This is a genomic window from Mycolicibacterium brumae (assembly GCF_025215495.1).
Lineage (GTDB): Bacteria > Actinomycetota > Actinomycetes > Mycobacteriales > Mycobacteriaceae > Mycobacterium > Mycobacterium brumae.
Genome location: NZ_CP104302.1, coordinates 3,939,885 through 3,965,341 on the forward strand (window position 1 = coordinate 3,939,885; position 25,457 = coordinate 3,965,341).

Sequence of the window (25,457 nt, forward strand, 5' to 3'; positions counted from 1 at the left end):
CTTGAGGACATCCATCGTTATCTTCAGCCGCCGTCAGGGATCCCGGTGTGATCATGGTTGTTGCGTCGTGGACAGTGTCTTCGACGTAGTTGTCCGGCTGGCGCGGATTTGGCCGTGGAGATGGGCAATTTGACTGCGGAGTCGGTGGTTATCCTCATCGAGTTCCCGGATCCGTTGGTGAGCGAGGGTAAGCCGTTGCCGTAGCGATGCGTCACTGGCGGGTTGGGGAGATTTCGTGGGGTGGCCGGGCGCGGGCGGGCGTCGGGCACGGATCCTGCGGATTTCGTCTTTGAGGTCGGTTTGGGTGTAGAGCCAGGATCGTGAGACATCGGCGCGGTCGGCCACGGCCTGGAAACTGATCGCGGCGCCGGCCCGGTCGAGGTCATGTAGGGCGGCGATCGCTTTGGCTCGGGTCTGTTCATGGCGCTGCTTGGCCGCGGCGACAAGGTGAGAGCTGTTGTCAGCACGCATGTTTCGGGTCCTTCGGGGCGGATTCGAGTGCGGTGATGATGGTGTCGAGGTTGGCCAGCACGGTGCGGTTAGTCTGGGCCATCCGTTGTTGGCCGCGGGCTTCGGCGGCGGTGATCAATTGCAGGGTCTGGGTGCGTTGAGCGTGGTGCTGAGGCAGGAATTCGGGGGTGGTGATGAATACCGGGCAGGTCAGGCACGCGTTGGCGTGCGGGCAGGACTTCTGCAGTGGGAGACCGCAATACCCGTTGGGCAGTGTCATTTTCGCTCGGGCGAGGTTGTGGTTCATCCACTCGGCATCGCCGAGCAGCCCGTCGCCGCTGGTGTCGACGGGCTGGCCGTGGATATCAATTTTGCGAGCACGTTCCCACTGGGCACGGATTGTGGTGTCGGCCAGGCGGGCATATCGGGCGGTCATGGTGTGGCTGGTGTGATCGAGCAGCCTGCGGACGACTTCCTGGGAGACGTCGTTGTTGATCAGCCGGGTGGCGTAGGTGTGTCGGAATTGGTGCGGTGTGACTCTGACTGGGCGACCGAGTTCGTCGATGACAGCGATGTCGGCCAGCCATTGCCTCAGGCGCAGATCGAACGTCCCGGGCCCGATGGGGTGGCGGCCGTGGGGATTGGCATGGGTGCGCGTGATCAACACCGTGGAGTCGGGATGCTTTGTCAGGGTTCGTTGTTGCTGTTCTGCGATGGCTGCGGCGAGACGGTCGTCGATGGGCACGATGGCTTCACGGCGCATCTTGTGGTTGCGGTAACGCAAGTACGTCGCCCCGGCGGCGTCTGGGATAAGACAGTCGATGTTCAGCCGTGTGGCATCGCCGATCCGCAGCCCAGCGCCGATGAGGATATCGATGAGCAGCCGGATGCGCGGGTCAGCGATGCGATCGAGGTTCTCCGGGGTTTCGAGCTGGTTCATCACGAACTCCGGGATTGCTCGTGAGGCTGAGGACTGTTCGAGCTTGGGATGGTCGTCGGGATAGAGATCAGCATCGACGGGCAAACTTGCCCAACGGTGTTGGCGCACTCCGCGAAGGAATCCAGTCACCGCGCCGATGTCGCCGTGGCGGGTCTTGGTGTGGGGAACCTCGACTGCGAGGGCGGCCAGATAGGCCTCCAGCGCGGGCCGCGTCAGCGCTGCTGGGCTGTTCGAATCGCTTAGACCTGGTGTCAGCCGGGATAGCCGCAGAAGCGATATGTGGTCCTTGCGGACCTGCCGAAGTCCAATCCCACACGACAGCCGCCACCGGCACCAGCGTTTGACCAGGCCGCGTAGCCAGGTCGGTTGGATCGGTGTGAAGTCGAGTCGAGCGCCGTGGCCCGCCCCGGGGATTGCCAGCCGCCGCAGCAGCCACACGTCTTGGGGATACTCGGCGTCCCATCCGGTGCCGTCACGCAGGTCGAGCAGGCAGTCGATAGCGTAGCTGAGGAACGCCCGCCCGGTGCTAATCACCTTGGCGGGCAAGCCTTCTTGCCAACACGCCAGCGATTGGTCCAGCAGCGACACCTCACCGGATTCGGCGAGATGGTTCACCAACGGTTGGATCGCCCGCGGCGGGGTGCGTGCCCGCTCGCCGTCAACACGGCACTGCAATGCGTACTGGATCTCCACGCGCAGTCGCGGTGGCAGGGATCGCAAGTCGAATCGGTCCTCGCCGTAGTCAGCGCAGTATGCGATGAACTCCGTCGTCGACGGGCGCCCGCGCTGACGCCAACGAACGTGGTGGGAGCGGCACCAACCAGCATCGAGCTCAGACCACAACCCGCAGCCAGTCACCCCACACACCGCCGCAGCGGCCGCCACGGGCGGTGTCCAGGACGCCAGATCGGGACGGTCGGCACTGTCCCATTGGCGGGAATGCCGGTAGCACAAGTGATATCGGTGCTGACCGTATCCGCAGCCGACCACCGCGCAAATCTTCAACGGACGACGCCCGGCCACCATCGGGTCCGCTGAGCACGCCCAGTCCGCGAGGCCGGGGCGCCCCTGGATCGTCCAACGGCGATAATGCGGCTGACACAATCTGTCGTAGCTGGTCGAGCGAACACATCCGGCAACAACACATGCCGGGGTGCCCAGGATCGGATCGCCGATCGTAGGCACCAACACCTCAACCTGGAACTCAGGCCTCACCGCGGCGGCCAGCCTCTCGGCGAATCCACTCACACCGACCGCCGTGGATCGTGCCGCCGGTGTGCTCATCACAGTCCGCTGCCGTGATCGAGAACGCCTGCGGCCACGAGCGCTCGGCGAGCGTCCGCCACGCTCAGGTGCGAATACGTGTCACCGGTCGTGGCGATCGAGGCGTGTCCGAGCAACTTGCTGACCACCTCGACCGCGACTCCACGACGCAGCAGGCTCGTCGCGTATGTATGACGGAATACGTGCGGGGAAAACCGGATTCCTGTCCTGGAACGAAGCCGCAGCGTCAAGTCGTGAACGCTGCGGTAGGTCATCGGCGCCCCCACCGGATCGGCCCACAGATTGACGAAGACATAATCGCTATCGAGATCGCCGTACTCGACATGCAGGTAATCGCAATACATGCGAATCAGACGGCCCGGCACCGGAACTTGACGCGAACCGGACTTGGCCCGCGCCCCATTGGTATTCGCCCGGCCCACCACCGACACCACGCACGCAGCGGCGTCAATGTCCTCATGGCGCAATCCCAGAGCCTCCCCAATACGCAGCCCGGTCTCGGCCAGCACAGTGAACAACAACCGGTCCCGCAGCCGCTCGCACGACTCCAGCACCGCCGCCACCTGCTGCTCATCCAGTGTCGACGGCAACTGCTTGTCGGCGCGCAACCGGATCCTGCTGGTCCGCTCCGGTCGAGAACCCAAGTGCGCCAACAAAGGCCGCCACGAGCTACCGCCAGACCTGCGTCGCTGCCACGTCACCAAAAGATCACCCAGATCGACACCGTGACGCTGATGGAACTCATAGAACGCCGACACCGCCGACAGTTTCCGGTTCACCGTGGCCTCTGAGCACCCCGCCGACGCCAGGGTCGGCAGCGCCACCACGTTAGGCACATCCCGACTCTCTGGCCCCAGTCTCAGCCAGGCGACGAACCGGCCCACATCCTCCAGACGCACATTCGACCACACCAGACCCGCCCGGGCACAAAACGCGAACCAGTCCCGAAGATCATGGGCATACGCACGCACGGTGTTGACGGAGCGTTCCACCGCATGCAGATGAGCCAGGAACGCCTCGACCGGCTCCACCGTGCACGCATCGGCACCCACCACCGTCCACGATTCCAGATCGCCGAACGGCATCACCACCCGCTGCACCACGTAACCCGGCGAGGGCGTCATGGACACTAAAGATAACCGGTCCACGACGAAATACCCTGAGCCTCAAAGGGTGTGTCGACTACATCAAAGACACCCAACCAATGGGCTGTAGATAACACGCTCCATCCGCAGCTCAGCGACCTCACCGCGCAGGCGTTTGAGCTCCTCGACATCGTCGCGGCTCAACTCCCCACGGCCCTCCCGGGCCTCCCGGTCCCGAGTGACCCAATTGCCCAAGGTGCCCTCGTTGACCCCCAGATCCCGAGCGACCTGGGCAATCGGCTTACCCGTCTCATGAACGATCCGAACAGCTCCTTCACGGAACTCCCGGTCGTACTTCTTCCGTTTCTCTGACATCGCTACTCCTTATAGCTGATGCCTCTACGGTCTCGGGGGAAGGTCAGAATCACGCCGCCGTACTGGTGCGGCTTGTACACCCCGCGCAGCTGGTCAGCGATCCCCCACACCAAATTGCCCAGCTTGCTCAACCGACGGTCCCCTCTGATCGCACTATCTACTCCAGCATGGCACGCACGCCAGGCGCCGTAGCGAAAATCTGGGTGCTCCGCTATCGCCAGGTGTCGCCAGATGTTAGGCCGTCCCGGCCTCGTTTGTCGGTAGTGCCTGGTACCTACTCAAGTTGTGACGAAGAAGCAGACGAGGGTGACGGCGCGGATCGCTGAAACCGGCCGGTTGGTACACGCCGCGAACGACGAGGACTGGGCCTACGTGCATCGCCCGGGCGACCCCGCTCGACCAATCCTTCACTGCCCGGAGTTGTCCGCCGGCTGCGCCAATCAACTGACCGCTGTAGAAAATCGGATACGGGCCGACGGGGGTCGTCTGCGCTCGTTCCGCTTCAGAAGCAGCACTCCGGAAGCACACCGTTGCGAACACGGGGCTGCCGGCGCAGTGCTCGTCCAAGGTAAAGAAAGCGCGGAGCACAAGTGGCTCAAGGACTTCGTTTGCGCCACCGCGCGGGACCTTGGATACACGGCGGAAACGGAGTGGCCGTTAGATTCCGGACTTATCGCCGACGTGTGGGTCCACGAAGCGGTCGCGTGTCAGCGTGTCGAGGCGCAACGCGTGCGCACCGATATCCCTAAACGCACCGATCCGCACACCAGCGTCGTGTGGCTGCTTCGAGAAACAGCCCGCAACAACGTAGCCATGAACCGGTATGTCTTCGCCAATCCCTGTGTGCGAGTGAACATCTTCGATTCCGACCGGAGGCCTGTTCAGCCCTGGGCGGAGCCAGCCGCGACCTACAGTATCTGCGCGTACGCTACGGTCCTTCGGCTTTCCAAGACACCGACTGCCGACTGTGATTTCTTCGAGACCGGGGAGCTGCCGCTGCGTACGTTCCTCCGCGAGGTGTGGTCCGGTGATCGTTCTTGGATGGACGACCGTACGGTTTACAAGTTCGCCAGCAGGGTGCGCGCAAACGACCTCGAAGAACGACAGATGTGGCTGCAGCGCCGGCAGGAGCAGGCCGCAGCACAGGCGGCGGCGACGATCGCGGCTGATAGAAGGAACCAAGAACGGCACCGGCTTTCTACGCGGCCGAACCTTCAGCCCACGCAGAAACCTGTACCGCGGCCGCATAAACCACCGGTGACAGCGCCGCTGAGTTCGTTACCTCGTGCTGAGGGCCAGCCGACGGACCCTGCGCGCCCGTTGTCGGTGTGGCGACGTTTCGTCGATTGGCTCGTCGGCCGCTAGCTGTACGTCTCAGGAACCTGGCAAATCCACCATCATTCGTAAGATCCCGCCGCGGTAAGTGAGGAGCTACAACAGCAGCGGTATGTGTCGAGCCTGAGTTAGGACATTTGGCTTAGTGAGCCACGCCGAGGCATCTGAGGATTTCCTGCGCTGAGCTGGGGATTTCGGGTGGGAAGGTGTGGGTGGTGCCGTTGATGGCGATGGTGGCGCTGCGTAGCGGCCGGAGTCCTTTGACGACTTTGGCGATGGATTCCCCGGTGCGGGACTGGATGGCGTGGGAGACCGCGAGGGCGGCGAAGACGATCGTGAGGTGCGCTTCGATGGTTTCGCGCTGGCGGTGCCAGATGGGCCGGGCGGCGAGGTCGGAAGTCGACATCCGAAACGACTTCTCCACGTGCCACAAGTCGTGGTATTTCGCCATGACTTCAGCCGCCTTCATGGTCGTGACCTGCACGTTCGTGACGTAACCTTTTAGCCCGACGAGGGATTGAGCCCGGGCCAGAGCTGCCTGGTCGAGGTGACGGTCTTTGCCGCTGACTTTGACGAACCGCGCCGTTTTCGCCGGCTTGGCGCCGTCGACGATGTCTTTGGCGCGGGCTTCCTGGGCGGCCAGGGTTTTCTGGTCGCGGCGGGCCCGTTTGGCGGAGTACGCCCAGATCGCCCGCCACGCGCCAGCGTGGGTTTCGGGGTCCCAGACGGGTTCGCCGCGTTTGCTGCGGTCGTTGACGTTCTTGTTGTTGCCGTGCCGAGGCGTGACGGTGTCGATGACCTGCCCGTCGGTGAAGGCGTCGCCGTTCCAGTGGAAATGGGACTCCAGATCGGCGGGGGCCTTCGTGGCGCGGGAGCCGACGATGAACGACAGCCCCAGTTCGTCGAGGTCTTTGAGATTCGAGGAGGAAAGCATGCCGGCGTCGGCTGCCACGACCATCTCCGTTTCGCCGAGCTTGTGGCGATCCAGGAAGCTGCGGATGACGGGCACGATGGTGGTGGTCTCGGCGGTGTTGCCTTCGTAGCAGCCGATTTCCAGTGGGAACCCGGTCCGGTCGACAAGCAGTCCGACCACAATTTGAGGGTCGACCTTCCTGTCCTTTGAATACCCTACTTTGGGCAGGTCATCCTCATTTTCTGCTTCCCACCAAAGTGTGGTCACATCGTAGAGAATCAGCGACAGCGCACCGCAGTCACGGGCGTAGGCGAAACACTTCTCAGCAACGGTGTCGCGGTACTTGCCGGGGCCAACTTCATTGAGGTGGCGCTGGATCGTCCGATAGGACCGCGGTGCCGCACCCAGGTCTGCCAGCACCCGCACGGAATCCAGCTTGCTGGTCGGCTCGACGATCCGGGCGATCACCAGATCCCGGAACACCTCATCGTCGATCTCGCCGAATCCGAGCCAGTCATAGACCGCGCCCACGGTGTCATACAGCAGCCGTGAGCAGGTGCCCGTCGTCCGCCCAGGCGGTGCCGGGGCGGACGCGCGAGCCGACCGCGTCGGGGCGGCGCCGGGCGCCGGAAGGGTTTGCTGCCGGTGATCAGCGACATCATCGACCCGAGCCGTGCGGGCCGGCGCTTCGAAGTCCAGCGTCTCCTGATCCCCGTCCAGCATCTGCCGGGCCCTCTCCAGCAGAATCCCCAGCTCAGCATCGGTGTGTGCCGAGCCGACATGGGCGACGAGCTCATCACGGCGACCCGCTTTGCGCATCACCTGGACCGCCACAGCCCCAGATCCGGTGCGGACCTTGCGGATGAACACCCCCGAAACCTACCCGCTTAGTAAGCCAAAATCCCCACCCAGAACAGCAACACCGCAGGTCACGAACCCACGACAAAAGTTACCGACGAGTAATGTCCTAACTCAGGCAAGATGAGCGTGACTAGGGTCGCGTCTGTTACGTGGCCCTCAGGTCCCTGCGCAACCAGCCCGGCCTTTGCCCAGCGCTACGCGCCAACCTTGTTAAACAACACCCCGTGTCCTGCTAATCCTCGCTGCATCTCGACAACCGCACTAGGCCTAACGAGCCATGTTTGTGAAGCGCGACAAATGCAATTGATGCGCAACGGTGATGGTCGCTGTAGGACCATTTCTGTGTTTACCGAGAATAATATCCGCTTCGCCACCGCGGGGGTCATCGCGATCAAATGCGTCGGGCCTATGCAATAGCATTACCATATCCGCATCCTGCTCCAAACTGCCTGATTCACGCAGGTCAGACACCTGCGGACGCTTATCCGTGCGCTGCTCGGGCCCGCGGTTCAGCTGGCTGATCGCGACCACCGGAACATGCAGTTCCTTGGCCATCAGTTTCAGGCTGCGGGAAAAGTCGGACACTTCCTGCTGGCGCGATTCGTATTTCTTGCCGGACGTCATCAGCTGCATGTAGTCCACCACAATGAGCCGCAGATCCGATTTCTGCGCCAGCCGGCGGGCCTTGGCCCGGATCTCCATCATGGTGAGGTTCGGCGAGTCGTCGATGAACAGCGGGGCCTCGCTGATCTCGCTCATCCGCCGCGCCAGCTTGGTCCAGTCGTCGTCGCTCATCCGGCCCGACCGCATGTCGCCGAGCTTGATCTTGGCTTCGGCGGACAGCAGCCGCATGACGATCTCGGACTTGCTCATTTCCAGGCTGAAGATGACGCTGGCGAGCTGGTTCTTAATGGAGCAGGACCGCATGAAGTCCAGGCCCAGCGTCGAGTTGTGGGTCGGGATCATGCCGCGGCCGGCCAGGTACAGATGCTCGGCGTTGTCGACCTCCACGCAGCGGACCGGCACGCTGGGCAGCCGCCGCACCGAGGTGATCTGCGCGACCGGGGTCAGCACCGTCGAGCGCCCGCTGCCGCCGGCCACCGTGATGGCGTGCCAGCCCGCCCGCAGGCTCGCGGTGGTCACGATGCCCTCGCCGGTGGGCCACTGGTGCTGGGCGTCGGCCACGATCGTGGTGCCGTCGCAGAACTCGACCTCGAAGCACGGCCGACCGCGCATCACAGGGGTCGCGGCGACCACCTGCGTCGGCTCGCCCTCGGCGTCGAGCAGATGGTCGCCGACGGCGACCTCGCCCATGGTGGTCCAGCCGTTGGGGGTCGGCAGCGGGGTGTCCAGGGCCAGCGCCTTACCCACACCGGGCCGGGCGGCGATGATGATCATCTGGCCGGCGTGCAGGCCGTTGGTGATGTCATCGAGCTCGGTGAAACCGGTGGGGACGCCGCGGGCGATTCCGCCGTTGGAGGCGATCGCGTCGATCTCGTCCATGGTGGGCTGCAGCAGCTCCTCCAGCGGCAGGAAGTCCTCGCTGGTGCGGCGATCACTGACGTCGAACATCTCGGCCTGCGCGCGGTCCACCACGTCGTAGACGTCGGCGCCGTCGGCGCCGGCGTAGCCGTACTGCACCACCCGGGTGCCGGCCTCGATCAGGCGGCGCAGCAGGGCCTTCTCGGCCACGATTCCGGCGTAGTAGCCGGCGTTGGCGGCGGTGGGCACCGTGGAGATCAGGGTGTGCAGGTACGGCGCCCCGCCGACCCGGCGCAACAGCCCGCGCCGGTCCAGCTCGGCGGCGACGGTGACGGCGTCGGCCGGCTCACCGCGGCCGTAGAGGTCCAGGATCGCGTCGTAGACGTTCTGGTGGTTGGGCCGGTAGAAGTCCCCCGGGCGGAGCCGCTCCAACACGTCGGCGATGGCGTCCTTGCTCAGCAGCATGCCGCCGAGCACGGACTGCTCGGCGGCCATGTCCTGCGGCGGCTGCCGACCGAAATCCTCGCCTGGCGGCTCATCCATTTCCGGGTGTCCCAGATCGTCGACTACGGCCATCTGCGATACCTCCTCCCACCGAACACAGGTTCGAAGCCAGTTGTTTTGACGGTACGTTTCCGCACCGACAAACTTCGGTTCGATCCCCCCCGACTACGCCCGCGCGCGTCCGCGCTCGCTCGACACTAGACGTTGCTGGAGCCGGGGCAAATCGCCCCTGTGGATAACCCTGTGAGCGCCATGTGGATAGCGCAGGACAGCTGTGTTGAACCGTTGGGGAGAACTTGTGGACAGTCGCCTGCGACATTCACATCTTCGCTGGTCAACGCGCCATAACGTGACTTAGCACTTGTGAGTCAAGATCGCTACGGCGTGTCGGTCCGGGTGGCCATTTCGGGCGTGTTGAGTTGCTTCGCCACCGCCGCCAGGTGAACAAACGGCGGACAAACCGGCCTAACTTACTCGCGGGTCACTTCGCCAGCGCCCACAGCAAACACCCGGGTGGGGGCCCTGAGGCCCCCACCGGGGTGTATTGGCTATCGAGCCGGTTACCGCTACTTGCCTTCCGGCACCACGTTCAGGTTGATGACGGCCTTCAGGTCGTGCGGCAGGTGCACCTCGACCTTGTGCTCGCCGATCGCCTTGATGTGCAGCTTCGGCAGGTGCAGGTGGCGCTTCTCGAGGTTCGGGCCGCCGGCCTTCTTCACTGCGTTGACGATGTGCGCGGCGGTGACCGAGCCGAACAGCTTTCCGCCGTCGCCGGAGGTCTTCACCGGCAGCGTGACGGAGTCCAGGCCCTCGACCGCGTCTTTGATCTCACGCGCGTGATCGAGGTCGCGGACGGACTTGGCCTCCTGGGCGCGACGGATGTCGTCGGCCTGGCGCTGGGCGCCCCGGGTGGCCACGATGGCCAGCCCGCGCGGGAGCAGGTAGTTACGGCCGTATCCGTCCTTCACCTCGACGGTGTCACCGGCCGAACCGAGGTGGTCCACCTCGGTGGTCAGGATGAGCTTCATGTTCGTACTTTCGTTCTGCGGCCAGCCTGCGGCTAGCGGGTGGAAGAGGTGAACGGCAGCAGGGCGACCTCGCGGGCGTTCTTGACCGCGACGGCGATGTCGCGCTGGTGCTGCACGCAGTTGCCGGTCACCCGACGGGCCCGGATCTTGCCGCGGTCGCTGATGTAGGTGCGCAGCAGCGAGGTGTCCTTGTAGTCGATCTCCTGCCCCTTCTTGGAGCAGAACACGCACTTGCGAGTCTTGACGGGCTTCTCGGGAGCCGGTCGCCTCTTGTTGGCCTTGGCCATGGATCAATCTCTTTCTGAAAAGTGGGTCGAAATGTCGATATCTGGTGTCAGAACGGCGGTTCTTCGTCACCTGCCGCGAAGGACCCCGACACCGGGGCGCTGCCCCAGGGGTCGTCGGCCGGCGGGGCCGCCGCGGCGGCCGGGCGGGCGTTGCCGCCGCCCCCACCGCTGCCGAAGCCTCCGCCGCCGCTGCCGCGGCTGGTCTTGGTCACCTTCGCCGTCGCGTACCGCAGCGACGGGCCGATCTCGTCGACCTCGACCTCGACCACGGTGCGCTTCTCGCCCTCGCGGGTCTCGAAAGACCGCTGCTTGAGCCGCCCGGTGACGATGACGCGTGCGCCGCGGGTCAGGCTTTCGGCGACGTTCTCGGCCGCCTCCCGCCAGATGTTGCAGCGCAGGAACAGCGCCTCGCCGTCCTTCCACTCCCCGCTCTGCCGGTCGTAGATCCGGGGGGTGGACGCGACGGTGAAGTTGGCCACCGCGGCGCCGGACGGGGTGAACCGCAGTTCGGGGTCAGCGGTGAGATTTCCGACGACGGTAATGGTGGTGTCACCAGCAGCCACGGGATCCTCCTGAAGTAGGTGTGCTTAGCAGGTCAGCCTACGGAAGGCTGCCCACAGGCAACCCGCCTACGGCTCAGTGCTTATCGGTCCGCATCACCTTGGTGCGCAGAACGGATTCGTTCAGCCCAAGCTGACGATCCAGTTCGGCCACCGAGGCCGGCTCGGCCTTGACGTCGATGACGGCGTAAATGCCCTCGGCGTGCTTGGCGATCTCGTACGCCAGCCGGCGACGGCCCCAGATGTCGACCTTGTCGACCGAACCGCCGTCTTTGCGGATGACGTTCAGGAACGTCTCCAGCGACGGGGCCACGGTGCGCTCGTCAAGAGTGGGGTCAAGGATGACCATGATTTCGTATGGACGCATGGGAACCTCATCACCTCCTATGGTCGTAGTGCGGCCGCGGGGAATTCCACGGCAGGAGGGTCGCCTGCGTCGGCAACCGCCCTAGGCTACAGGAACGTGCGCTAACCTGCGAAATCATGACCACCCGCGAGGATGTCGAGTTCCGCAGCGACGGCGACATCTGCCGCGCCTGGCTGTACCGGCCCGATTCCGCCGACGCGCCGCCGCCGGTCATCGTGATGGCGCACGGCCTCGGCGCGGTCAAGCAGATGCGGCTGGACGCCTACGCCCAGCGGTTCGCCGACGCCGGGTACGCCGCGCTGGTCTTCGACTACCGGCATTTCGGCGACAGCGACGGGCAGCCCCGCCAGCTGCTGGACATCGGCCGCCAGCGCGCGGACTGGAACGCCGCGATCGACTTCGCCAAGACCCTGCCGAGCGTGGACGGTGACCGCGTGGTGCTGTGGGGCACCTCGTTCGGCGGTGGGCACGTCATCGCGACGGCCGCCGGGCGCGACGACATCGCGGCCGCGGTGGCGCAGTGTCCGTTCACCAACGGCGCCGCCTCCACGCTGACCATCGGGCCGACGACGCTGCCGCGGCTGCTCGCCCGGATCGGGGCGGACCTGCTGGCGAAAGCGCGGCGCCGCGACCCGGTGATGATCGCCACCTCGGCCGATCCGGGCACGCCCGCCCTGATGAACGCCCCCGGCGCGAAGGACGGCTATCTGCGGTTGCTGCCGCCCGACGCGCCGTTCCGCAACGAGGTCGCCGCCCGGGTCGGGATGGCCATTCCGCTGTCCTTCCCCGGCCGCGCGGCGCGCAAGGTCGCCGCTCCGCTGCTGCTGTGCGTCTGCCTCGACGACGAGGTGGCTCCACCCGGACCGACGCTGCGCTACGCCGCCAAGGCGCCGCGCGCGGAGGTGAAGACCTATCCGACCGGGCATTTCGACATCTATGTCGGCGACGAGTTCGAGCGGGCCGTCACCGACCAGCTGGAATTCTTGCGTCGTCACGTTCCGCTCGGTTGAGCGGCGCCGGGCCCGCGACCGGGCGGGGCCGCAGCCACGTCGGCAGCCAGGACGGCGGCCGATCCGGCGCACGGTCGAGCACCCCGCCGGACGGGTCGTCGATCCGGCCGCCCCAGCGCACCAGGTCTTCGGCCGGCCGGTAGATCTGCCGGATCACCAGCACGCACAGCCCGACGACGGCGATGTCGCGCAGCAGCACCGTGGCGGTGAACCACTGTTCGGGCAGCCCCTTGTTCTGCACGCCGAGCAGGTACATCATCCGCGGAAACCAGACCAGCGCGTCAATCGTCATCCAGGCCAGCAGGATTCGGCGGTGCGGCAGCGCCAGCACCGCCAGCGGCACCAGCCACAGCGAGAACTGCGGGCTCCAGACCTTGTTGGTCAGCAGGAACGCGGCCACCACCAGAAACCCCAGTTGCGCCAGCCGCGGCCGTTGCGGCGCGGTCAGCGCGATATAGCCGATGCCCGCGCATGCGGCCAGGAACAGCAGCGCGACAACGGAGTTCAGGATCACCGGGGGCTCCCAGAAGCCCAGGTGCCGATCGAAGCCCTGCCACCCGGTGAACGACGAGAACACGTTGAACAACGAGTCCATATCGTCACCGCGGCGGGAGTTGAGCCGGAAGAACTCCGACCAACCACGCGGATAGAGCAGCGCGATGGGGAGGTTCACCGCAACCCAGGCGATCGCCGCCCAGGCGGTGGTGATCAGCGCGTCCCGGGTCTTCCCGGCGCGCAACGCCAGCAGCAGCAGCGGGCCGAGCAGCAGCGCCGGATACAACTTGGCCGCGGCGCCCAATCCGATCAGCACCCCCGCCACACCGGCCTTTCGGCGCGACCAGGCCAGCAGGCCTGCCATCGCGAAGCCGACTGCCAGGGCGTCGAAGTTGGTGAAGATCTGCACGATCACCAGCGGCGACGCGGCGACCAGCACCACGTCCCACGGCCGGCGGCCGGCCAACCCCGACGTCGCCCAGACGGTCACCAGCCAGGCCAGCGCCAGACCGAACGCGGCGATATTGAAGAACATCACCACTTCGGCGACCGACGGGACCGGAATCGCTTTCGCCAGCGCGGTGTAGGTCTTCGCCAACGACATGGACACGTACTGGTAGAGCCCGGTCAGCACCGGGTATTCCATGTACCGGATCGCCGGTTCGCCGTCGTATTGGATGCGCGGGGCGCCGGACTTGTCGGTCTCCACCCAGCTCGACTTGTACGGGAACTTGCCCTCGTTGAGCAGTTCGGCGGTGTACAGCGGAACGGTGTCGGAGTAGCAGAACTGGACGTAGGCGCGGTGGCCGGACCAGTTCGCCACCTTCTGGTCGGGGGCGCCCTCACCGGTGGTTTGCAGGCAGGCGGCCTTGGTGCTCCAGCCCAGCGCCAGGAACACCACCGTGATCAGGAACATCACCCGCAGCGGGGTGAGGAACCGTTGCCGCCCGATCAGCGCGTGCCGGCCGACCGGGCCGCCGATGGTCTCCGACATCGCGCTGCCGATGGGATCGGTCCGGCTGGGCAGATCCCGGTCGGTGGCCGACCGCCGGTCCTCGGCCAGCGGCGCCGGCGATTCAGCAAGGCTCGACGGAGCGTTCTCCACCGTCACGGCGGAGGCGGCGGCGCGTTCGGATCGGCCGGCGGGGGCGCGGGAACGAACGTCGGCTGGCCCCACGGGATGGTGATCCCGGGCGCGACCTCGATGGTCGGCTGAACCATGGTGCCGCCCGGAACCGGGGTGCCCTCCGGGCCCGGCGCCGGTGGGGCCGGGCCCGGTGGGGCCGGGGCCTCCGGTTCGACCGGGGCCGGCGGCGGGACGTACACCGGGACGCCGGCGTAACCACCGATCTCCGCGGGCTTGGGGAAACTCTCCTGCTCGGTGCCGTCCAGCGCGCCGTTCATGGTGTTGCGCCAGATGGTGGCCGGGATGCCGGATCCATACACCGGGCCGCCCCAACTGTTGACCAGGGGCTTGTCACCGTTGACGGTGCCGACCCAGACCGCTGTCGACAGCGACGGGGTGAAGCCGACCATCCAGGCGTCCCGGTTGGCGCCGGTGTCGCCGAGCTGGTTGGTGCCGGTCTTGGCCGCCGACGGACGTCCGCCGGCCAGGTTGTTGCCGTTGGAGTACGCGGCGATCGGCTGCATCGCCGAGGTGACGTTGTCGGCGACGGCCGCCTCGATGCGCTGCTCGCCGGCGTTGTCCTGGGTGTCCGCGTCGAAGAGCACTTCGCCGTCGGAGTTGACGACCTTCTGGATGAAGTGCGGCGTCCGGTACACCCCGGATGCCGCCAGCGTCGCGTACGCCGACGCCATGTCGATGACCCGGGACTGGTACTGGCCGAGCACGATGCCGTTGTTGGGCGGGCCGCCTTCGCCGTCCTCGCTCAGGGTGTGCGCCACCCCCGGGAAGCTCTCGGCGATCCCGGCGCGGTGCGCGGCGTCGGCGACGTCCTCGGGGCCGTTCTTGAGCTTCAGCATCAACCGGTAGTAGCTGGTGTTCAGCGACATCTTCAGCGCCTGGGCGATATTGCAGGTGCCGCAGCCGCCGCCTTCGACGTTGCTGATCTCGATGCCGTTGACCGTCAGCGGCGAGCTGTCCACCTGGTAGCCCAGGCCCATGCCCTGCTCCAGCGCGGCGACCAGCGCGAACACCTTGAAAGACGAGCCGGTCGGCAGGCCGGCCTGGGCGAAGTCGAAGCCGTTGGCGTCGGAGCCGCCGTAGTACGCCTTGACCCCGCCGGTCTTCGGGTCGATGGAGACCACGGCGGAGCGCATGTCGGCGTCTTGGCCGGACAGGGCCTGGGTGACGGCGTCCACGGCCGCCGCCTGGTCCTTCGGATCGATGGTGGTGGTGACCTGCAGTCCCTCGGTGTTGAGTTGCTGCTCGGAGATGTTGAACAGTTCCAGCAGCTCCCGGATCACCTGGCGTTCGATCAGCCCGTTGGGGCCCACCGTCTGGTTCTCCTGGCTGGCCTGGTCCGGCGAGATGGTGGGCGGGAACACCTGCTGGGCCCGCTGCTGTTGATCGAGCGCGCCGATGGTCACCATGCCGTCGAGCACCCAGTTCCAGCGTTCCGCCGCGCCCTCGGGATCCACCGCGGGATCCAGGGTCGACGGCCGCTGGATCAGCGCGGCCAGCAGCGCGCCCTCGGCGACGGTCAGCTCTTCGACGGGCTTGTCGAAGTAGGCCTGCGAGGCGGCCGAGATGCCGTAGGCGCCGCGGCCGAAGTAGATGATGTTCAGGTAGGCCTCGAGCACCTGGTCCTTGGACCACTGCCGGGACATCTTGGTGGAGATGACGAGTTCTTTGGCCTTGCGGATCAGACCGCCCAGGCCGGACCGGGCGTCGCCGACCAGCGCGTTCTTCACGTACTGCTGGGTGATCGTCGAACCGCCCTGGGTGTCGCCGCCGATCAGGTTGTTCTTGAACGCGCGGGCGAACCCGTTGAGCGAAAAGCCGGGGTTGCTGTAGAAATCGCGGTCCTCGGCGGCCATCACGGCGTCGCGGACGTGCACCGGAATCTGGTCGATCTTGACGTCAACGCGGTTGCCCTCCGGCGGCACGATCTTGGCCAGCTCCGAACCGTCGGAGGCGAGGATGGTCGAGACCTGCGCGGTCCGGATGTCACCGGGTTTGGGCACGTCGACGATCGCGTAGGCCATTCCGAACGTGACGATCGGAAGCAGCAGCATGATCACCACGGCGGCCAGGGCGCCGCGGCGCACCCACCGCCAATTGATCCGGCTGCTGAACTCCGCGAGCGGGCTGCGGCCTGCCGCGGCCGGCTTCTTGGCGGGTTCGGGTTCCGCGGTCGGGCGCTTCGGCGCCGGAACCCCGTCGAGCGCAGCCTTGACCACGTCGATCGGGTCTGCCAGCGCCGGGTCGAGATCGGGCTTCGGCGGCACCGGCGGGAGCACGGTGGTCGGGTCGGCGCCGATCGGTCCGGACCGACCGGCGTTGGGGCCCGACGCCGGCGACTGCGGACCGGAGCGCGGCGAATTCGGGCCCGACGGCGGCGGGTTGGGACCTGAGGGCGGCAGGTTGGGACCCGAGCGGGGCGGGTTCGGCCCCGAGGGCGGCGACTGCGGACGCTGCGGTTCGTTGGGAGGTGTGGTCACTGGCCCTGGGCGCCTTTGCGCGCGGTCCTGGTGCGCGGGGTCTTCGGAGACTTCGGCAGTCCCAGCACGTACGACTTCACCAGGTGATTCCAACTGCAGGTTCGGCAGACTTCGACGACATGGACAGCGAACTCCTCATAGCGGGTGGCCAGGATGACCAGCTCTTCTGCGGTGCGCGCTGACCCCGACACAGCGCCCAGGTGGTCCCCGAACACCCAGGACACCAGGGTCAGCGGTTCCTTGCGGCAGATCGGGCAGGTGACCGAGCTCTGCTTGCCGTGGAACTTGGCCGCGCGCAGCAGGTACGGGTTGGCGTCGCACACTTCGGTGACCCCGGTCCTGCCGGAATACACCTCGGCCAGCAGCGACCGGCGCCGAAGCGCATAGTCCACCACCTGTCGCTGCAATCGCACGATGACCAGAGTACGTCGCCACCCCCAAGCCAGAGGCGGGACAGGCGCCCACCGCCTACGATCACTGCCGTGACGACCCGACAGACCGCGCGGACCCGGGCCAAAGACGCCGATCGTGATGACACCTGCAAGGTCCTCGACAGCGCGCTGGCCGACGGCCAGCTGTCCGGCATGGAGCACGCCCAGCGCGTGAAGGCGGCCACCACCGCCGCGACGCTGGGTGATCTGCAGGCCCTCACCGACGATCTGCAGACCGGCAACGCACCGGTCAAACTGCCCAACCTGCGCCCGGCCAGCCGGCTCAGCGGAAACCAGGGCTGGGGTCTGCGCGCCGCGGTCGCGGGGGTGCTGGTGGTGCTCGGCATCGGGATCGGCTGGGGTCTGTACGGGAACACGTCGTCGCCGTTGAGTTTCACCAGCGATCCGGGCGCCAAGTCCGACGGCATCGAGCCCGTCGTGCTCACCCCGCCGCGGCAACTGCACTCCCTGGGCGGACTCAACGGTCTGTTCGAGCAGATGCGGCAGCGCTTCGGCGACACCGTCGGCTACCGAATGGTGGTCTATCCGGATTACGCGTCCCTGGACCGGCCCGACCCCGCCGAGCCGAGGCGGGTGCTGAACTACACCTATCGCGGCGGCTGGGACGATTCGTCGTCCTCGGCGCGGACCTCGGAGGACCAGGTGGTCGACCTGGCCAAGTTCGACGTCGAGAAGATCGTCGGCGTCCTGCGCGGCGCCCCCGAAACGCTCGGGATGCAGCCCGGCGACGTCAAGAACACCTACTTGATCATCGGCCCCTCCGGGGATGCCGAGGATCCCGAGTCGGTCGAGATCTCGGTGTACGCCAGCGGGGACTACGGCAGCGGCTACATCGAGTTGGCCCCGGACGCCCGGGTCAAACGGATCAGCTACCCCTGATCGGCGCGACCGGTCGCTCCCCCGCTGCGCTGGGGAGTGATTTCGCGCACGGATTTTGTGTCCGAATATATCGGCGCGATACTATTCACCGAACTGTTGAACCGCCGTAACGGTGGAACCTATCCGAGCAGGGAGGTGAGCACGTGCTGGAGCTGGCGATTCTGGGCCTGCTGCTCGAGTCCCCTATGCACGGCTATGAGCTGCGCAAACGGCTCACCGGGCTGCTCGGCGCGTTCCGCGCGTTCTCGTACGGCTCGCTGTACCCGGCGCTGCGCCGGATGCAGGCCGACGGGCTGATCGTCGAAGACGCCGCGCCCGTCGGGGCGGTGAAGGTGCGACGGGCCCGCCGGGTCTACCAGCTGACCGACGCGGGTCGCGAGCGGTTCACCGAACTGGTCGCCGACACCGGACCGCAGAACTACACCGACGACGGCTTCGGCGTGCACCTGGCCTTCTTCAACCGCACCCCGGCCGAGGCCCGGATGCGCATCCTGGAGGGCCGTCGGCGCCAGGTCGAAGAGCGCCGCGAAGGCCTGCGCGAGGCGATCACCCGAGCCAGCGGATCCCTGGATCGCTACACCAAGCAGTTGCACCAGCTCGGCTTGGAATCCAGCGAGCGGGAGGTCAAGTGGCTCAACGAGCTGATCGCGACCGAACGCGGTTCCCAGAACCTGCCGGAAACCCCCTGAACCCCAAACCCCTAAACAGCACCAAAGCAGTACCGATCGGAGGAGAACCCATGAGTGAGAACAACGTGACCGCGTCGACGGATGTGCGGGTCGCCATTGTCGGCGTCGGGAACTGCGCGTCCTCGCTTGTGCAAGGCGTGCAGTACTACAAGGACGCGGACGAGAGCTCGACCGTGCCCGGCCTCATGCACGTCAAGTTCGGGCAGTACCACGTCCGCGACGTGAAGTTCGTCGCCGCGTTCGACGTGGACGCGAAGAAGGTCGGCTTCGACCTCTCCGAGGCCATCTTCGCCTCCGAGAACAACACCATCAAGATCGCCGACGTGCCCCCGGCGGATGTCACCGTGCAGCGCGGCCCGACGCTGGACGGCATCGGCAAGTACTACGCGGACACCATCGAGGTCTCCGACGCCGAGCCGGTCGACGTGGTCAAGGCGCTCAAGGACGCGCGCGTCGACGTGCTGGTCTCCTACCTCCCGGTGGGCTCCGAGCAAGCCGACAAGTTCTACGCGCAGTGCGCGATCGACGCGGGTGTCGCCTTCGTCAACGCGCTGCCGGTGTTCATCGCCTCGGATCCGGTGTGGGCCAAGAAGTTCGAGGACGCCGGTGTGCCCATCGTCGGCGACGACATCAAGAGCCAGGTCGGCGCCACCATCACCCACCGCGTGATGGCCAAGCTGTTCGAGGATCGCGGAGTCACCCTGGACCGCACCTACCAGCTCAACGTCGGCGGCAACATGGACTTCAAGAACATGCTGGAGCGCGAGCGGCTGGAGTCCAAGAAGATCTCCAAGACCCAGGCGGTCACCTCCAACCTGACCGGCTCGCTGGCCGGCAAGGTCGAGGACAAGAACGTCCACATCGGCCCGTCGGATCACGTCGCCTGGCTCGATGACCGCAAGTGGGCCTACGTCCGGCTGGAAGGCCGCGCCTTCGGCGACGTGCCGCTGAACCTGGAGTACAAGCTCGAGGTGTGGGATTCGCCGAACTCGGCCGGCATCATCATCGACGCCGTGCGCGCCGCCAAGATCGCCAAGGACCGCGGTATCGGCGGCCCGATCATCCCGGCGTCGGCGTACCTGATGAAGAGCCCGCCGAAGCAGCTGGCCGACGATGTCGCCCGCGCGCAGCTGGAAGAGTTCATCACCGGGTAGTCGTCCGCTGGCAAACCGTTCACAGCACAGAGTGCGGTGCGGTCCGGGCCCCGACGGGGGCGCGGTCCCACCGCACTCTTTTGCATTCGCCCCGGGTGGCGCCGACGTTCGGCACAGCCGCTCACAGCCAACAGGTTAGACTGACAAACCATGTCGGAAAGCAGCACCGGCGCCGGGGGGGAACCCGGCATCGAGGACGTCGCGGAGGGCTTGCAGCGCAGCCTCTCGCAACTGTTCTCGGTGCTACGCCGCGGAGATCACCCGCGGGCGGCGGCCACCGCGGGTGAGCTGACGCTGGCGCAGCTGTCCATCCTGGTGACCTTGCTGGAGACCGGCCCCATCCGGATGACCGATCTGGCGGCCCGGGAACGGGTGCGCACCCCCACCACCACCGTCGCGATCCGCCGGTTGGAGAAGCTCGGGCTGGTCAAACGCACCCGGGACCCGTCGGATTTGCGGGCGGTCCTGGTGGAGATCACCCCGAAGGGCCACGCCGAGCACCGCGAGGCCCTGGCGCACCGGCACGCGTTCCTGCTGGACCTGCTCAAACAGTTGCGCCCCGAAGACGTCCGGGCGATCAGCGACGCGCTGGAGCCCATGGAGCGGTTGGCCGAATGCGCCGACGACGGCGCCGGCGAGGACTCCTAGGATTTCCCAGCCGCGGTCAGCCGCGGTCAGCCGCGGTCAGCCGAGCCAGTCGAGCACGGCCGCCGCGGTCCAGGATTGCTGCATACTGCCCAGCGGCTCCCCGGTGAACGGCTCGTAGTACTCGGCGAACGACCCGTCGCAGACCTGACGTAATCCCTCCTGGCGCAACGCGTTCGCCCGGTCCGCCCAGCCGCGGCGGGCGAACGCCCAGGAGAACAGCCAGTTCATCACCGGCCAGATCGGCCCACGCCAGTATTCTCTCGGCCGGAAGTCCCGGGACACCGGCGAGGTGGACGGGATCAGCTGGTAGCGCAGGTCCGGATGACCGGCGAACCGCGGGCCTTCCAGGCGTCGGAGCAGGGCCCGCTCCTGATCGTGGCGCAGCCCTCCGCACAGCAGCGGCGCGAACGAGGCGATGGTCTCGGTGTCCACCCACTGCTGGGCGCGCAGATCGAAATCCCGTGCCATGCCGGTGCGTTCGTCGGCGGTTCGCGCCACACCGGCGCGGAAACGCTCTGCCCAACCGTTGAGATCCCGAATGTCGGCGTGCGGCCGGTTGTGGTCCTCGCCGATCTCGGCCAGCACCGCGCAGGCCAGCGCGAAGATCGCCGACACGAACACGTCGCGCACCGCGAAGCTCATCGCGGACGGCAGCCGAAGGTCGTCGTAGCCGACGGATTTCATCTCCTCCAGCAGCCAGAGGTAGCGGTCGTACTCACCGTCGGACGGACGCTGGCTCGGGTCGGTGATGATCTGCGAATCCGCGCGCTGATACGCCGGCAGCCGCCCGGGAATCACGTTGGCGTACGCGCCATCCCAGCGCGGCGAGTTGTCCATCCCGGACTCCCAGCCGTGATACATCGTGATCAGCCCGACCCCGTCCGGATCGCGGGCTTCGGCGAGCCAGCGGTGCCAGCGGATCAGGTCGTTCCAGCGGCGGTCCAAGAACGCGTCGGCCACCGCCCTGGTGGAGCGGCCCCGAGACCGGGCGTGCTCCAGAATCCGTTGCACCGCAATGGCATGCACCGGGGGCTGGGTGATGCCCGAGGTCTGTCGCCCGATCGGCGCGTCGGCGGCGAGCTGCCCGCAGGCCCACCGCGCGGGACCCGGGAAGTAGCCGTCGACGCCGCTGGCGAACACGATGTGCGGGACCATGCCGTTGCCCCACTGCGCGGAGAACAAGGTGTCCAGTTCGACCACCGCGCGTTCCACCGACAGCGGGGCCAGCCCGACCGCCACGAACGCGGCGTCCCAACTCCACATGTGCGGGTACAGCTGTGGCGCGGCGGTGGTCATCTCCCCCAGGTCATTGCCCCGCAGCAGGTAGGCGGCGCGAGCCGCCAACTGCGTCGGAGAGAAGATCGGAGTCCGGGCCACTCGATCATTCTGCGCGGCCACCAGCGGTTGCGCGACCGCAGCTGGCCTACTGTGACCAGATGCCCTCCGCACTGATCACCGGCGCATCCCGCGGGCTCGGCGCCGCCATCGCCGACGCGCTGGCCCCGACCCACACCCTGTTGCTGGCGGGCCGGCCCTCCGATGACCTGGACGCGGTGGCCCAGCGGCTCGGCGCCACCACCTGGCCGATGGACCTCACCGACGCCGAAAGCGTCGAGGCGACCGTCGAGGTGCTCGACGAACTCGACGTGCTGGTGCACTGCGCCGGGGTGGCCTACCCGGGCCGGGTCGGCGAGTCCTGCCTCGAGGAGTGGCGGGCGACCTTCGAGGTGAACATCCTGGGCCCGGTGGCGCTGACCCTGGCGCTGCTGCCGGCGCTGCGGGCTGCCCGCGGCCGGGTGGTGTTCATCAACTCCGGGGCGGGCCGCAGCCCGTCGCCCGGACTTGCGTCCTATGCGGCCAGCAAGTTCGCGTTGCGCGGGTTCGCCGAATCCCTGCGCGCCGACGAGCCGAGCCTGCGGGTGACGACCGTCTATCCGGGCCGCATCGACACCGATATGCAGCGCGATCTGGTCGCCTACGAGGGCGGCGACTATCGCCCGGAGCGGTTCCTGAAGCCCGAGACGGTGGCCGCCGCCGTCGCCGGCGTGGTGAACACCCCCGCCGACGCAAGCGTGCACGAGCTCGTCATCAGACCACCAGGTTGACCAGCTTGCCGGGCACCACGATGACCTTCCTGGGGGCGGCGCCGGCGAGGAAATCGCGCACCTTCTCATCGGCCAGCGCCGCGGCTTCCAGGGTGGCGCGGTCCGCGTCGGCGGCCACCGTGATCCGGCCGCGCACCTTGCCGTTGACCTGCACCGGGTATTCGACGGTGTCCTCGGCCAAGTAGGACTCGTCGAGCACCGGCCACGGGCCGTGCGCCAGCGAGTCGTCGTGGCCGAGCCGGCGCCACAGTTCTTCGGCCAGGTGCGGCGCGAGCGGCGCGGCCATCAGCACCAGCGGCTCCACGGCCGCGGCCGGCGCCCCGTCGGGGTAGGCCTTGGTGAGGTGGTTGGTGTATTCGATGAGCTTCGCGGCGGCGGTGTTGTTGCGCAGCCCGACGTAGTCGTCGGACACCCCGGCAATGGTCCGGTGCAACGCCTTCAGCGTGTCCTCGCTGAGTTCGCCGTCGCCGCAACGCAGTTCGCCGCTCTCCTCCTCGACCACCAGACGCCACAGTCGCTGCAGGAACCGCTGCGCGCCGACGACGTCCTTGGTGGCCCACGGCCGGGACGCCTCCAGTGGGCCCATCGACATCTCGTAGACCCGCAGGGTGTCCGCGCCGAAGCCGTCGCAGATCTCGTCCGGGGAGATGGAGTTCTTCAGGCTCTTGCCGATCTTGCCGAACTCCTGATTCACCTCCTGCTCCCCGTCCGGGCCGGTCAGGAAGAACCGGCCGTCACGCTCGATCACGTCGGCGGCGGGGACGTAGGCGCCGCGGGCGTCGGTGTAGGCGTACGCCTGGATGTAGCCCTGGTTGACCAGCCGGCGATACGGCTCGCGGGAGCTGACGTATCCGAGGTCGTAGAGCACCTTGTGCCAGAACCGCGAGTACAGCAGGTGCAGCACCGCGTGCTCCACGCCGCCGACGTAGAGGTCCACCCCGCCGGGATCGTTCGGCCCGTGCTCGGCCGGCCGCGGCCCCATCCAGTAGGTCTCGTTCTCCAAGGCGCAGAACGCATCCGGGTTGTCCGGGTCGGCGTAGCGCAGTTCGTACCAGGAGCTGCCGGCCCACTGCGGCATCACGTTGGTGTCGCGGGTGTAGATCTGCGGACCGTCGCCGAGGTCGAGCTCAACCTGAACCCAGTCGGTCGCCTTGCCCAGTGGCGGCGACGGTTCGCTGTCGGCGTCGTCGGCGTCGAAGGTGGCCGGCGAGTAGTCGGCGACGTCGGGCAGTTCGACCGGCAGCAGGTGTTCGGGCAGCGCGTGCGCGCGGCCGTCGGCGTCGTAGACGATCGGGAACGGCTCGCCCCAGTAGCGCTGACGCGCGAACAACCAGTCCCGCAGCTTGTACTCGATGCGGGCGGCGCCGCGGCCGTCGTCGATCAGCCGCTGCGTCATCGCCGCCTTCGCCTCGGCCACCGGCATGCCGTCCAGGAAGCCGGAGTTCACCAGCACCCCGTCGCCGGTGTGCGCGGCCTGTGAAATATCCCCGCCGGCAACGACTTCCACGATCGGGAGGCCGAATTCGCCGGCGAAGTCCCAGTCCCGCTGGTCCCCACCGGGGACCGCCATGATGGCCCCGGTGCCGTAACCGGCCAGCACGTAGTCGGCGATGAAGATCGGAACCGGTTGCCCGGTGGCGGGATTCGTCGCGTACGCGCCGAGGAACACACCGGTCTTGGTCTTATTCTCCTGGCGCTCCAAGTCCGACTTCGCGGCCACCGCGGACCGGTAGGCCGCGACCGCCTCGCGCGGGGTGGCCGCGTCATAGGTCCAGCGCGGGTCCACATCGTCGGGCCAGGCGTCGGCGACCAGCCGGTCGACGAGCTCGTGCTCGGGCGCCAGCACCAGGTAGCTGGCGCCGAACAGGGTGTCCGGGCGGGTGGTGAACACCTCGATGTCCGCATCGGCGGCGGCGAAGAACACCGTGGCGCCGGTGGATCGCCCGATCCAGTTGCGCTGCATGGCCTTGACCTTGTCCGGCCAGTCCAGGTCGTCGAGGTCGTCGAGCAGCCGGTCCGAGTAGGCGGTGATCCGCATCATCCACTGCCGCAACCGTTTCCGGAACACCGGGAAGTTTCCGCGCTCACTGCGGCCGTCGGAGGTGACCTCCTCGTTGGCCAGCACGGTGCCCAGCCCGGGGCACCAGTTGACCATCGAATCGCTGCGGTAGACCAGCCGGTGGCCGTCGATCACGTCGGCGCGCTCCCCCGCGCTCAGTTCCGACCAGCTCCGGCCATCGGCCGGGGTGCGGCGGCCGTCGGCGTATTCGGCGATCAGCTCGGAGATCGGGCGGGCCCGCTGGGCCTCGGCGTCGAACCAGGCGTTGTAGATCTGCAGGAAGATCCACTGCGTCCACTTGTAGTAGCCGACATCGGTGGTGGAGAAGCTGCGCCTGCTGTCATGGCCGAGGCCGAGGCGGGACAGTTGGCGGCGGAAGTTGACGATATTGGCCTCGGTGCGGATCCGCGGGTGCGTGCCGGTCTGGATCGCGTACTGCTCGGCGGGCAGGCCGAACGCGTCGAAGCCCAGCGCGTGCAGCACATTGCGCCCGGTCATCCGGTAGTAGCGGGCGTAGACATCGGTGGCGATGTAACCCAGCGGGTGCCCGACGTGCAGCCCGTCGCCGGACGGGTAGGGGAACATGTCCTGGACGAACATCTTGTCGGCGGGAACCGGGGATCCGTCCGCGGGCGCCAGGTCGCCGACCGGGTTGTCGACGTTGAAGGTGCCGCGCCGCGCCCACTCGGCCTGCCAGGCCGCCTCGATGGCGCCGGCGAGCTCGGCGGTGTACCGGTACGGCGGCGAGTCGGAGTCCGACGCGTGCTGGGGTGCGGATTCAGTCACCCGAACAGGGTATAAGGGCTGCTTTCGCGGTCCGCACCTCGCGGCCGGTTGGCGGCCGGGCGGGCCCGGTGTCAACGGGAGGTCT

22 protein-coding genes are annotated in these 25,457 nt (G+C 67.1%); 7 read left to right on the forward strand and 15 right to left on the reverse strand.

Translation table 11 applies throughout. From position 1 onward, the window contains the following. Positions 1-51 precede the first annotated feature (51 nt). The 4 genes from L2Z93_RS19050 to L2Z93_RS19065 form a co-directional block, all read right to left on the reverse strand. A complete protein-coding gene (locus L2Z93_RS19050) occupies positions 52-471 on the reverse strand; it encodes a DUF6262 family protein (RefSeq protein ID WP_090586336.1) in 420 nt (139 codons plus the stop codon). After that, positions 461-2,674: a tyrosine-type recombinase/integrase gene (locus tag L2Z93_RS19055; RefSeq protein ID WP_099541440.1), complete on the reverse strand. Its 2,214-nt coding sequence runs from the start codon at positions 2,672-2,674 to the stop codon at positions 461-463. The genes L2Z93_RS19050 and L2Z93_RS19055 overlap by 11 nt, the downstream gene beginning before the upstream one ends. Beyond that, the gene (locus L2Z93_RS19060) at positions 2,674-3,798 is read right to left on the reverse strand and encodes a tyrosine-type recombinase/integrase (RefSeq protein ID WP_090586342.1); all 1,125 of its coding nucleotides are present in this window, start codon (positions 3,796-3,798) and stop codon (positions 2,674-2,676) included. Before L2Z93_RS19060 ends, L2Z93_RS19055 begins: the two co-directional genes overlap by 1 nt. A 63-nt stretch (positions 3,799-3,861) precedes the next feature. Beyond that, positions 3,862-4,134, reverse strand: coding sequence for a transposase (locus L2Z93_RS19065; protein WP_090586346.1), 273 nt, complete (start codon positions 4,132-4,134; stop codon positions 3,862-3,864). 285 nt (positions 4,135-4,419) lie between these two features. Between L2Z93_RS19065 and L2Z93_RS19070 the strand changes: the two genes are divergently transcribed. Further along, positions 4,420-5,499, forward strand: coding sequence for a hypothetical protein (locus L2Z93_RS19070; protein WP_128111789.1), 1,080 nt, complete (start codon positions 4,420-4,422; stop codon positions 5,497-5,499). Positions 5,500-5,611: 112 nt separating this feature from the next. Here L2Z93_RS19070 and L2Z93_RS19075 read toward each other — a convergent pair whose 3' ends face one another. The 6 genes from L2Z93_RS19075 to rpsF all read right to left on the reverse strand — a co-directional run bounded on the left by L2Z93_RS19075 (position 5,612) and on the right by rpsF (position 11,471). Continuing rightward, a complete protein-coding gene (locus tag L2Z93_RS19075; protein WP_090586655.1) occupies positions 5,612-7,201 on the reverse strand; it encodes an IS1634 family transposase in 1,590 nt (529 codons plus the stop codon). A gap of 309 nt (positions 7,202-7,510) precedes the next feature. Continuing rightward, entirely contained in the window at positions 7,511-9,301 is a 1,791-nt protein-coding gene (gene dnaB, locus L2Z93_RS19080) for a replicative DNA helicase (protein WP_090586349.1), read from the reverse strand. Positions 9,302-9,795: 494 nt separating this feature from the next. Beyond that, complete coding sequence (gene rplI / locus L2Z93_RS19085; protein WP_090586351.1) at positions 9,796-10,257, reverse strand: 50S ribosomal protein L9; 462 nt, start codon at positions 10,255-10,257, stop codon at positions 9,796-9,798. Between the two features lie 32 nt (positions 10,258-10,289). Next, on the reverse strand, positions 10,290-10,544 hold the full coding sequence (gene rpsR, locus L2Z93_RS19090) for a 30S ribosomal protein S18 (RefSeq protein WP_090586355.1): 255 nt from the start codon (positions 10,542-10,544) through the stop codon (positions 10,290-10,292). 47 nt (positions 10,545-10,591) lie between these two features. Beyond that, a complete protein-coding gene (locus L2Z93_RS19095; RefSeq protein ID WP_090586357.1) occupies positions 10,592-11,107 on the reverse strand; it encodes a single-stranded DNA-binding protein in 516 nt (171 codons plus the stop codon). Between the two features lie 73 nt (positions 11,108-11,180). Next, positions 11,181-11,471, reverse strand: coding sequence for a 30S ribosomal protein S6 (gene rpsF, locus L2Z93_RS19100; RefSeq protein ID WP_090586360.1), 291 nt, complete (start codon positions 11,469-11,471; stop codon positions 11,181-11,183). Between the two features lie 116 nt (positions 11,472-11,587). Between rpsF and L2Z93_RS19105 the strand changes: the two genes are divergently transcribed. Next, positions 11,588-12,481, forward strand: coding sequence for an alpha/beta hydrolase (locus L2Z93_RS19105; protein ID WP_090586364.1), 894 nt, complete (start codon positions 11,588-11,590; stop codon positions 12,479-12,481). Here the strand turns inward: L2Z93_RS19105 and L2Z93_RS19110 are convergent. The 3 genes from L2Z93_RS19110 to L2Z93_RS19120 form a co-directional block, all read right to left on the reverse strand. Beyond that, positions 12,435-14,081 (reverse strand): glycosyltransferase family 87 protein, encoded by a 1,647-nt coding sequence (locus L2Z93_RS19110; RefSeq protein WP_234786022.1) that lies wholly within the window; start codon positions 14,079-14,081, stop codon positions 12,435-12,437. The two genes, L2Z93_RS19105 and L2Z93_RS19110, sit on opposite strands and share 47 nt — an antisense overlap. Before the next feature lie 2 nt (positions 14,082-14,083). After that, entirely contained in the window at positions 14,084-16,522 is a 2,439-nt protein-coding gene (locus tag L2Z93_RS19115; protein WP_370745831.1) for a transglycosylase domain-containing protein, read from the reverse strand. 74 nt (positions 16,523-16,596) lie between these two features. Further along, the gene (locus L2Z93_RS19120; protein ID WP_090586371.1) at positions 16,597-17,013 is read right to left on the reverse strand and encodes a DUF5318 domain-containing protein; all 417 of its coding nucleotides are present in this window, start codon (positions 17,011-17,013) and stop codon (positions 16,597-16,599) included. 69 nt (positions 17,014-17,082) lie between these two features. Here L2Z93_RS19120 and L2Z93_RS19125 point away from each other — a divergent pair, with 69 nt between their 5' ends. The 4 genes from L2Z93_RS19125 (at position 17,083) to L2Z93_RS19140 (ending at position 20,422) form a co-directional block, all read left to right on the forward strand. Beyond that, complete coding sequence (locus tag L2Z93_RS19125; protein ID WP_090586375.1) at positions 17,083-17,931, forward strand: DUF1707 SHOCT-like domain-containing protein; 849 nt, start codon at positions 17,083-17,085, stop codon at positions 17,929-17,931. 143 nt (positions 17,932-18,074) lie between these two features. Then, positions 18,075-18,620, forward strand: coding sequence for a PadR family transcriptional regulator (locus L2Z93_RS19130; protein WP_090586379.1), 546 nt, complete (start codon positions 18,075-18,077; stop codon positions 18,618-18,620). 50 nt (positions 18,621-18,670) lie between these two features. Beyond that, positions 18,671-19,774: an inositol-3-phosphate synthase gene (locus L2Z93_RS19135; RefSeq protein WP_090586382.1), complete on the forward strand. Its 1,104-nt coding sequence runs from the start codon at positions 18,671-18,673 to the stop codon at positions 19,772-19,774. A 150-nt stretch (positions 19,775-19,924) separates the two neighbouring features. Beyond that, positions 19,925-20,422, forward strand: a complete 498-nt coding sequence (locus tag L2Z93_RS19140) for a MarR family winged helix-turn-helix transcriptional regulator (RefSeq protein WP_090586385.1) — start codon at positions 19,925-19,927, stop codon at positions 20,420-20,422. A gap of 36 nt (positions 20,423-20,458) precedes the next feature. Here L2Z93_RS19140 and ggh read toward each other — a convergent pair whose 3' ends face one another. Then, positions 20,459-21,784 carry a glucosylglycerate hydrolase gene (ggh, locus tag L2Z93_RS19145; RefSeq protein WP_193438966.1) on the reverse strand — a complete coding sequence of 442 codons (1,326 nt, stop codon included), beginning with the start codon at positions 21,782-21,784 and terminating at the stop codon, positions 20,459-20,461. A 74-nt stretch (positions 21,785-21,858) separates the two neighbouring features. On the opposite strand from ggh, the gene L2Z93_RS19150 reads away from it, so the two are divergent. Beyond that, positions 21,859-22,527 carry an SDR family oxidoreductase gene (locus tag L2Z93_RS19150; protein ID WP_090586392.1) on the forward strand — a complete coding sequence of 223 codons (669 nt, stop codon included), beginning with the start codon at positions 21,859-21,861 and terminating at the stop codon, positions 22,525-22,527. Here the strand turns inward: L2Z93_RS19150 and leuS are convergent. Next, the gene (gene leuS / locus L2Z93_RS19155) at positions 22,511-25,372 is read right to left on the reverse strand and encodes a leucine--tRNA ligase (RefSeq protein WP_090586395.1); all 2,862 of its coding nucleotides are present in this window, start codon (positions 25,370-25,372) and stop codon (positions 22,511-22,513) included. The genes L2Z93_RS19150 and leuS overlap by 17 nt on opposite strands. Positions 25,373-25,457: the final 85 nt, after the last annotated feature.

What these genes read in the sequence shown, in the direction of transcription:
- L2Z93_RS19050 (WP_090586336.1), bottom strand. Translation starts at nt 471, where the DNA reads ATGCGTGCTGACAACAGCTCTCACCTTGTCGCCGCGGCCAAGCAGCGC.
- L2Z93_RS19055 (WP_099541440.1), bottom strand. Translation starts at nt 2,674, where the DNA reads ATGAGCACACCGGCGGCACGATCCACGGCGGTCGGTGTGAGTGGATTC.
- L2Z93_RS19060 (WP_090586342.1), bottom strand. Translation starts at nt 3,798, where the DNA reads ATGACGCCCTCGCCGGGTTACGTGGTGCAGCGGGTGGTGATGCCGTTC.
- L2Z93_RS19065 (WP_090586346.1), bottom strand. Translation starts at nt 4,134, where the DNA reads ATGTCAGAGAAACGGAAGAAGTACGACCGGGAGTTCCGTGAAGGAGCT.
- L2Z93_RS19075 (WP_090586655.1), bottom strand. Translation starts at nt 7,201, where the DNA reads ATGCGCAAAGCGGGTCGCCGTGATGAGCTCGTCGCCCATGTCGGCTCG.
- dnaB (WP_090586349.1), bottom strand. Translation starts at nt 9,301, where the DNA reads ATGGCCGTAGTCGACGATCTGGGACACCCGGAAATGGATGAGCCGCCA.
- rplI (WP_090586351.1), bottom strand. Translation starts at nt 10,257, where the DNA reads ATGAAGCTCATCCTGACCACCGAGGTGGACCACCTCGGTTCGGCCGGT.
- rpsR (WP_090586355.1), bottom strand. Translation starts at nt 10,544, where the DNA reads ATGGCCAAGGCCAACAAGAGGCGACCGGCTCCCGAGAAGCCCGTCAAG.
- rpsF (WP_090586360.1), bottom strand. Translation starts at nt 11,471, where the DNA reads ATGCGTCCATACGAAATCATGGTCATCCTTGACCCCACTCTTGACGAG.
- L2Z93_RS19105 (WP_090586364.1), top strand. Translation starts at nt 11,588, where the DNA reads ATGACCACCCGCGAGGATGTCGAGTTCCGCAGCGACGGCGACATCTGC.
- L2Z93_RS19135 (WP_090586382.1), top strand. Translation starts at nt 18,671, where the DNA reads ATGAGTGAGAACAACGTGACCGCGTCGACGGATGTGCGGGTCGCCATT.
- L2Z93_RS19140 (WP_090586385.1), top strand. Translation starts at nt 19,925, where the DNA reads ATGTCGGAAAGCAGCACCGGCGCCGGGGGGGAACCCGGCATCGAGGAC.
- L2Z93_RS19150 (WP_090586392.1), top strand. Translation starts at nt 21,859, where the DNA reads ATGCCCTCCGCACTGATCACCGGCGCATCCCGCGGGCTCGGCGCCGCC.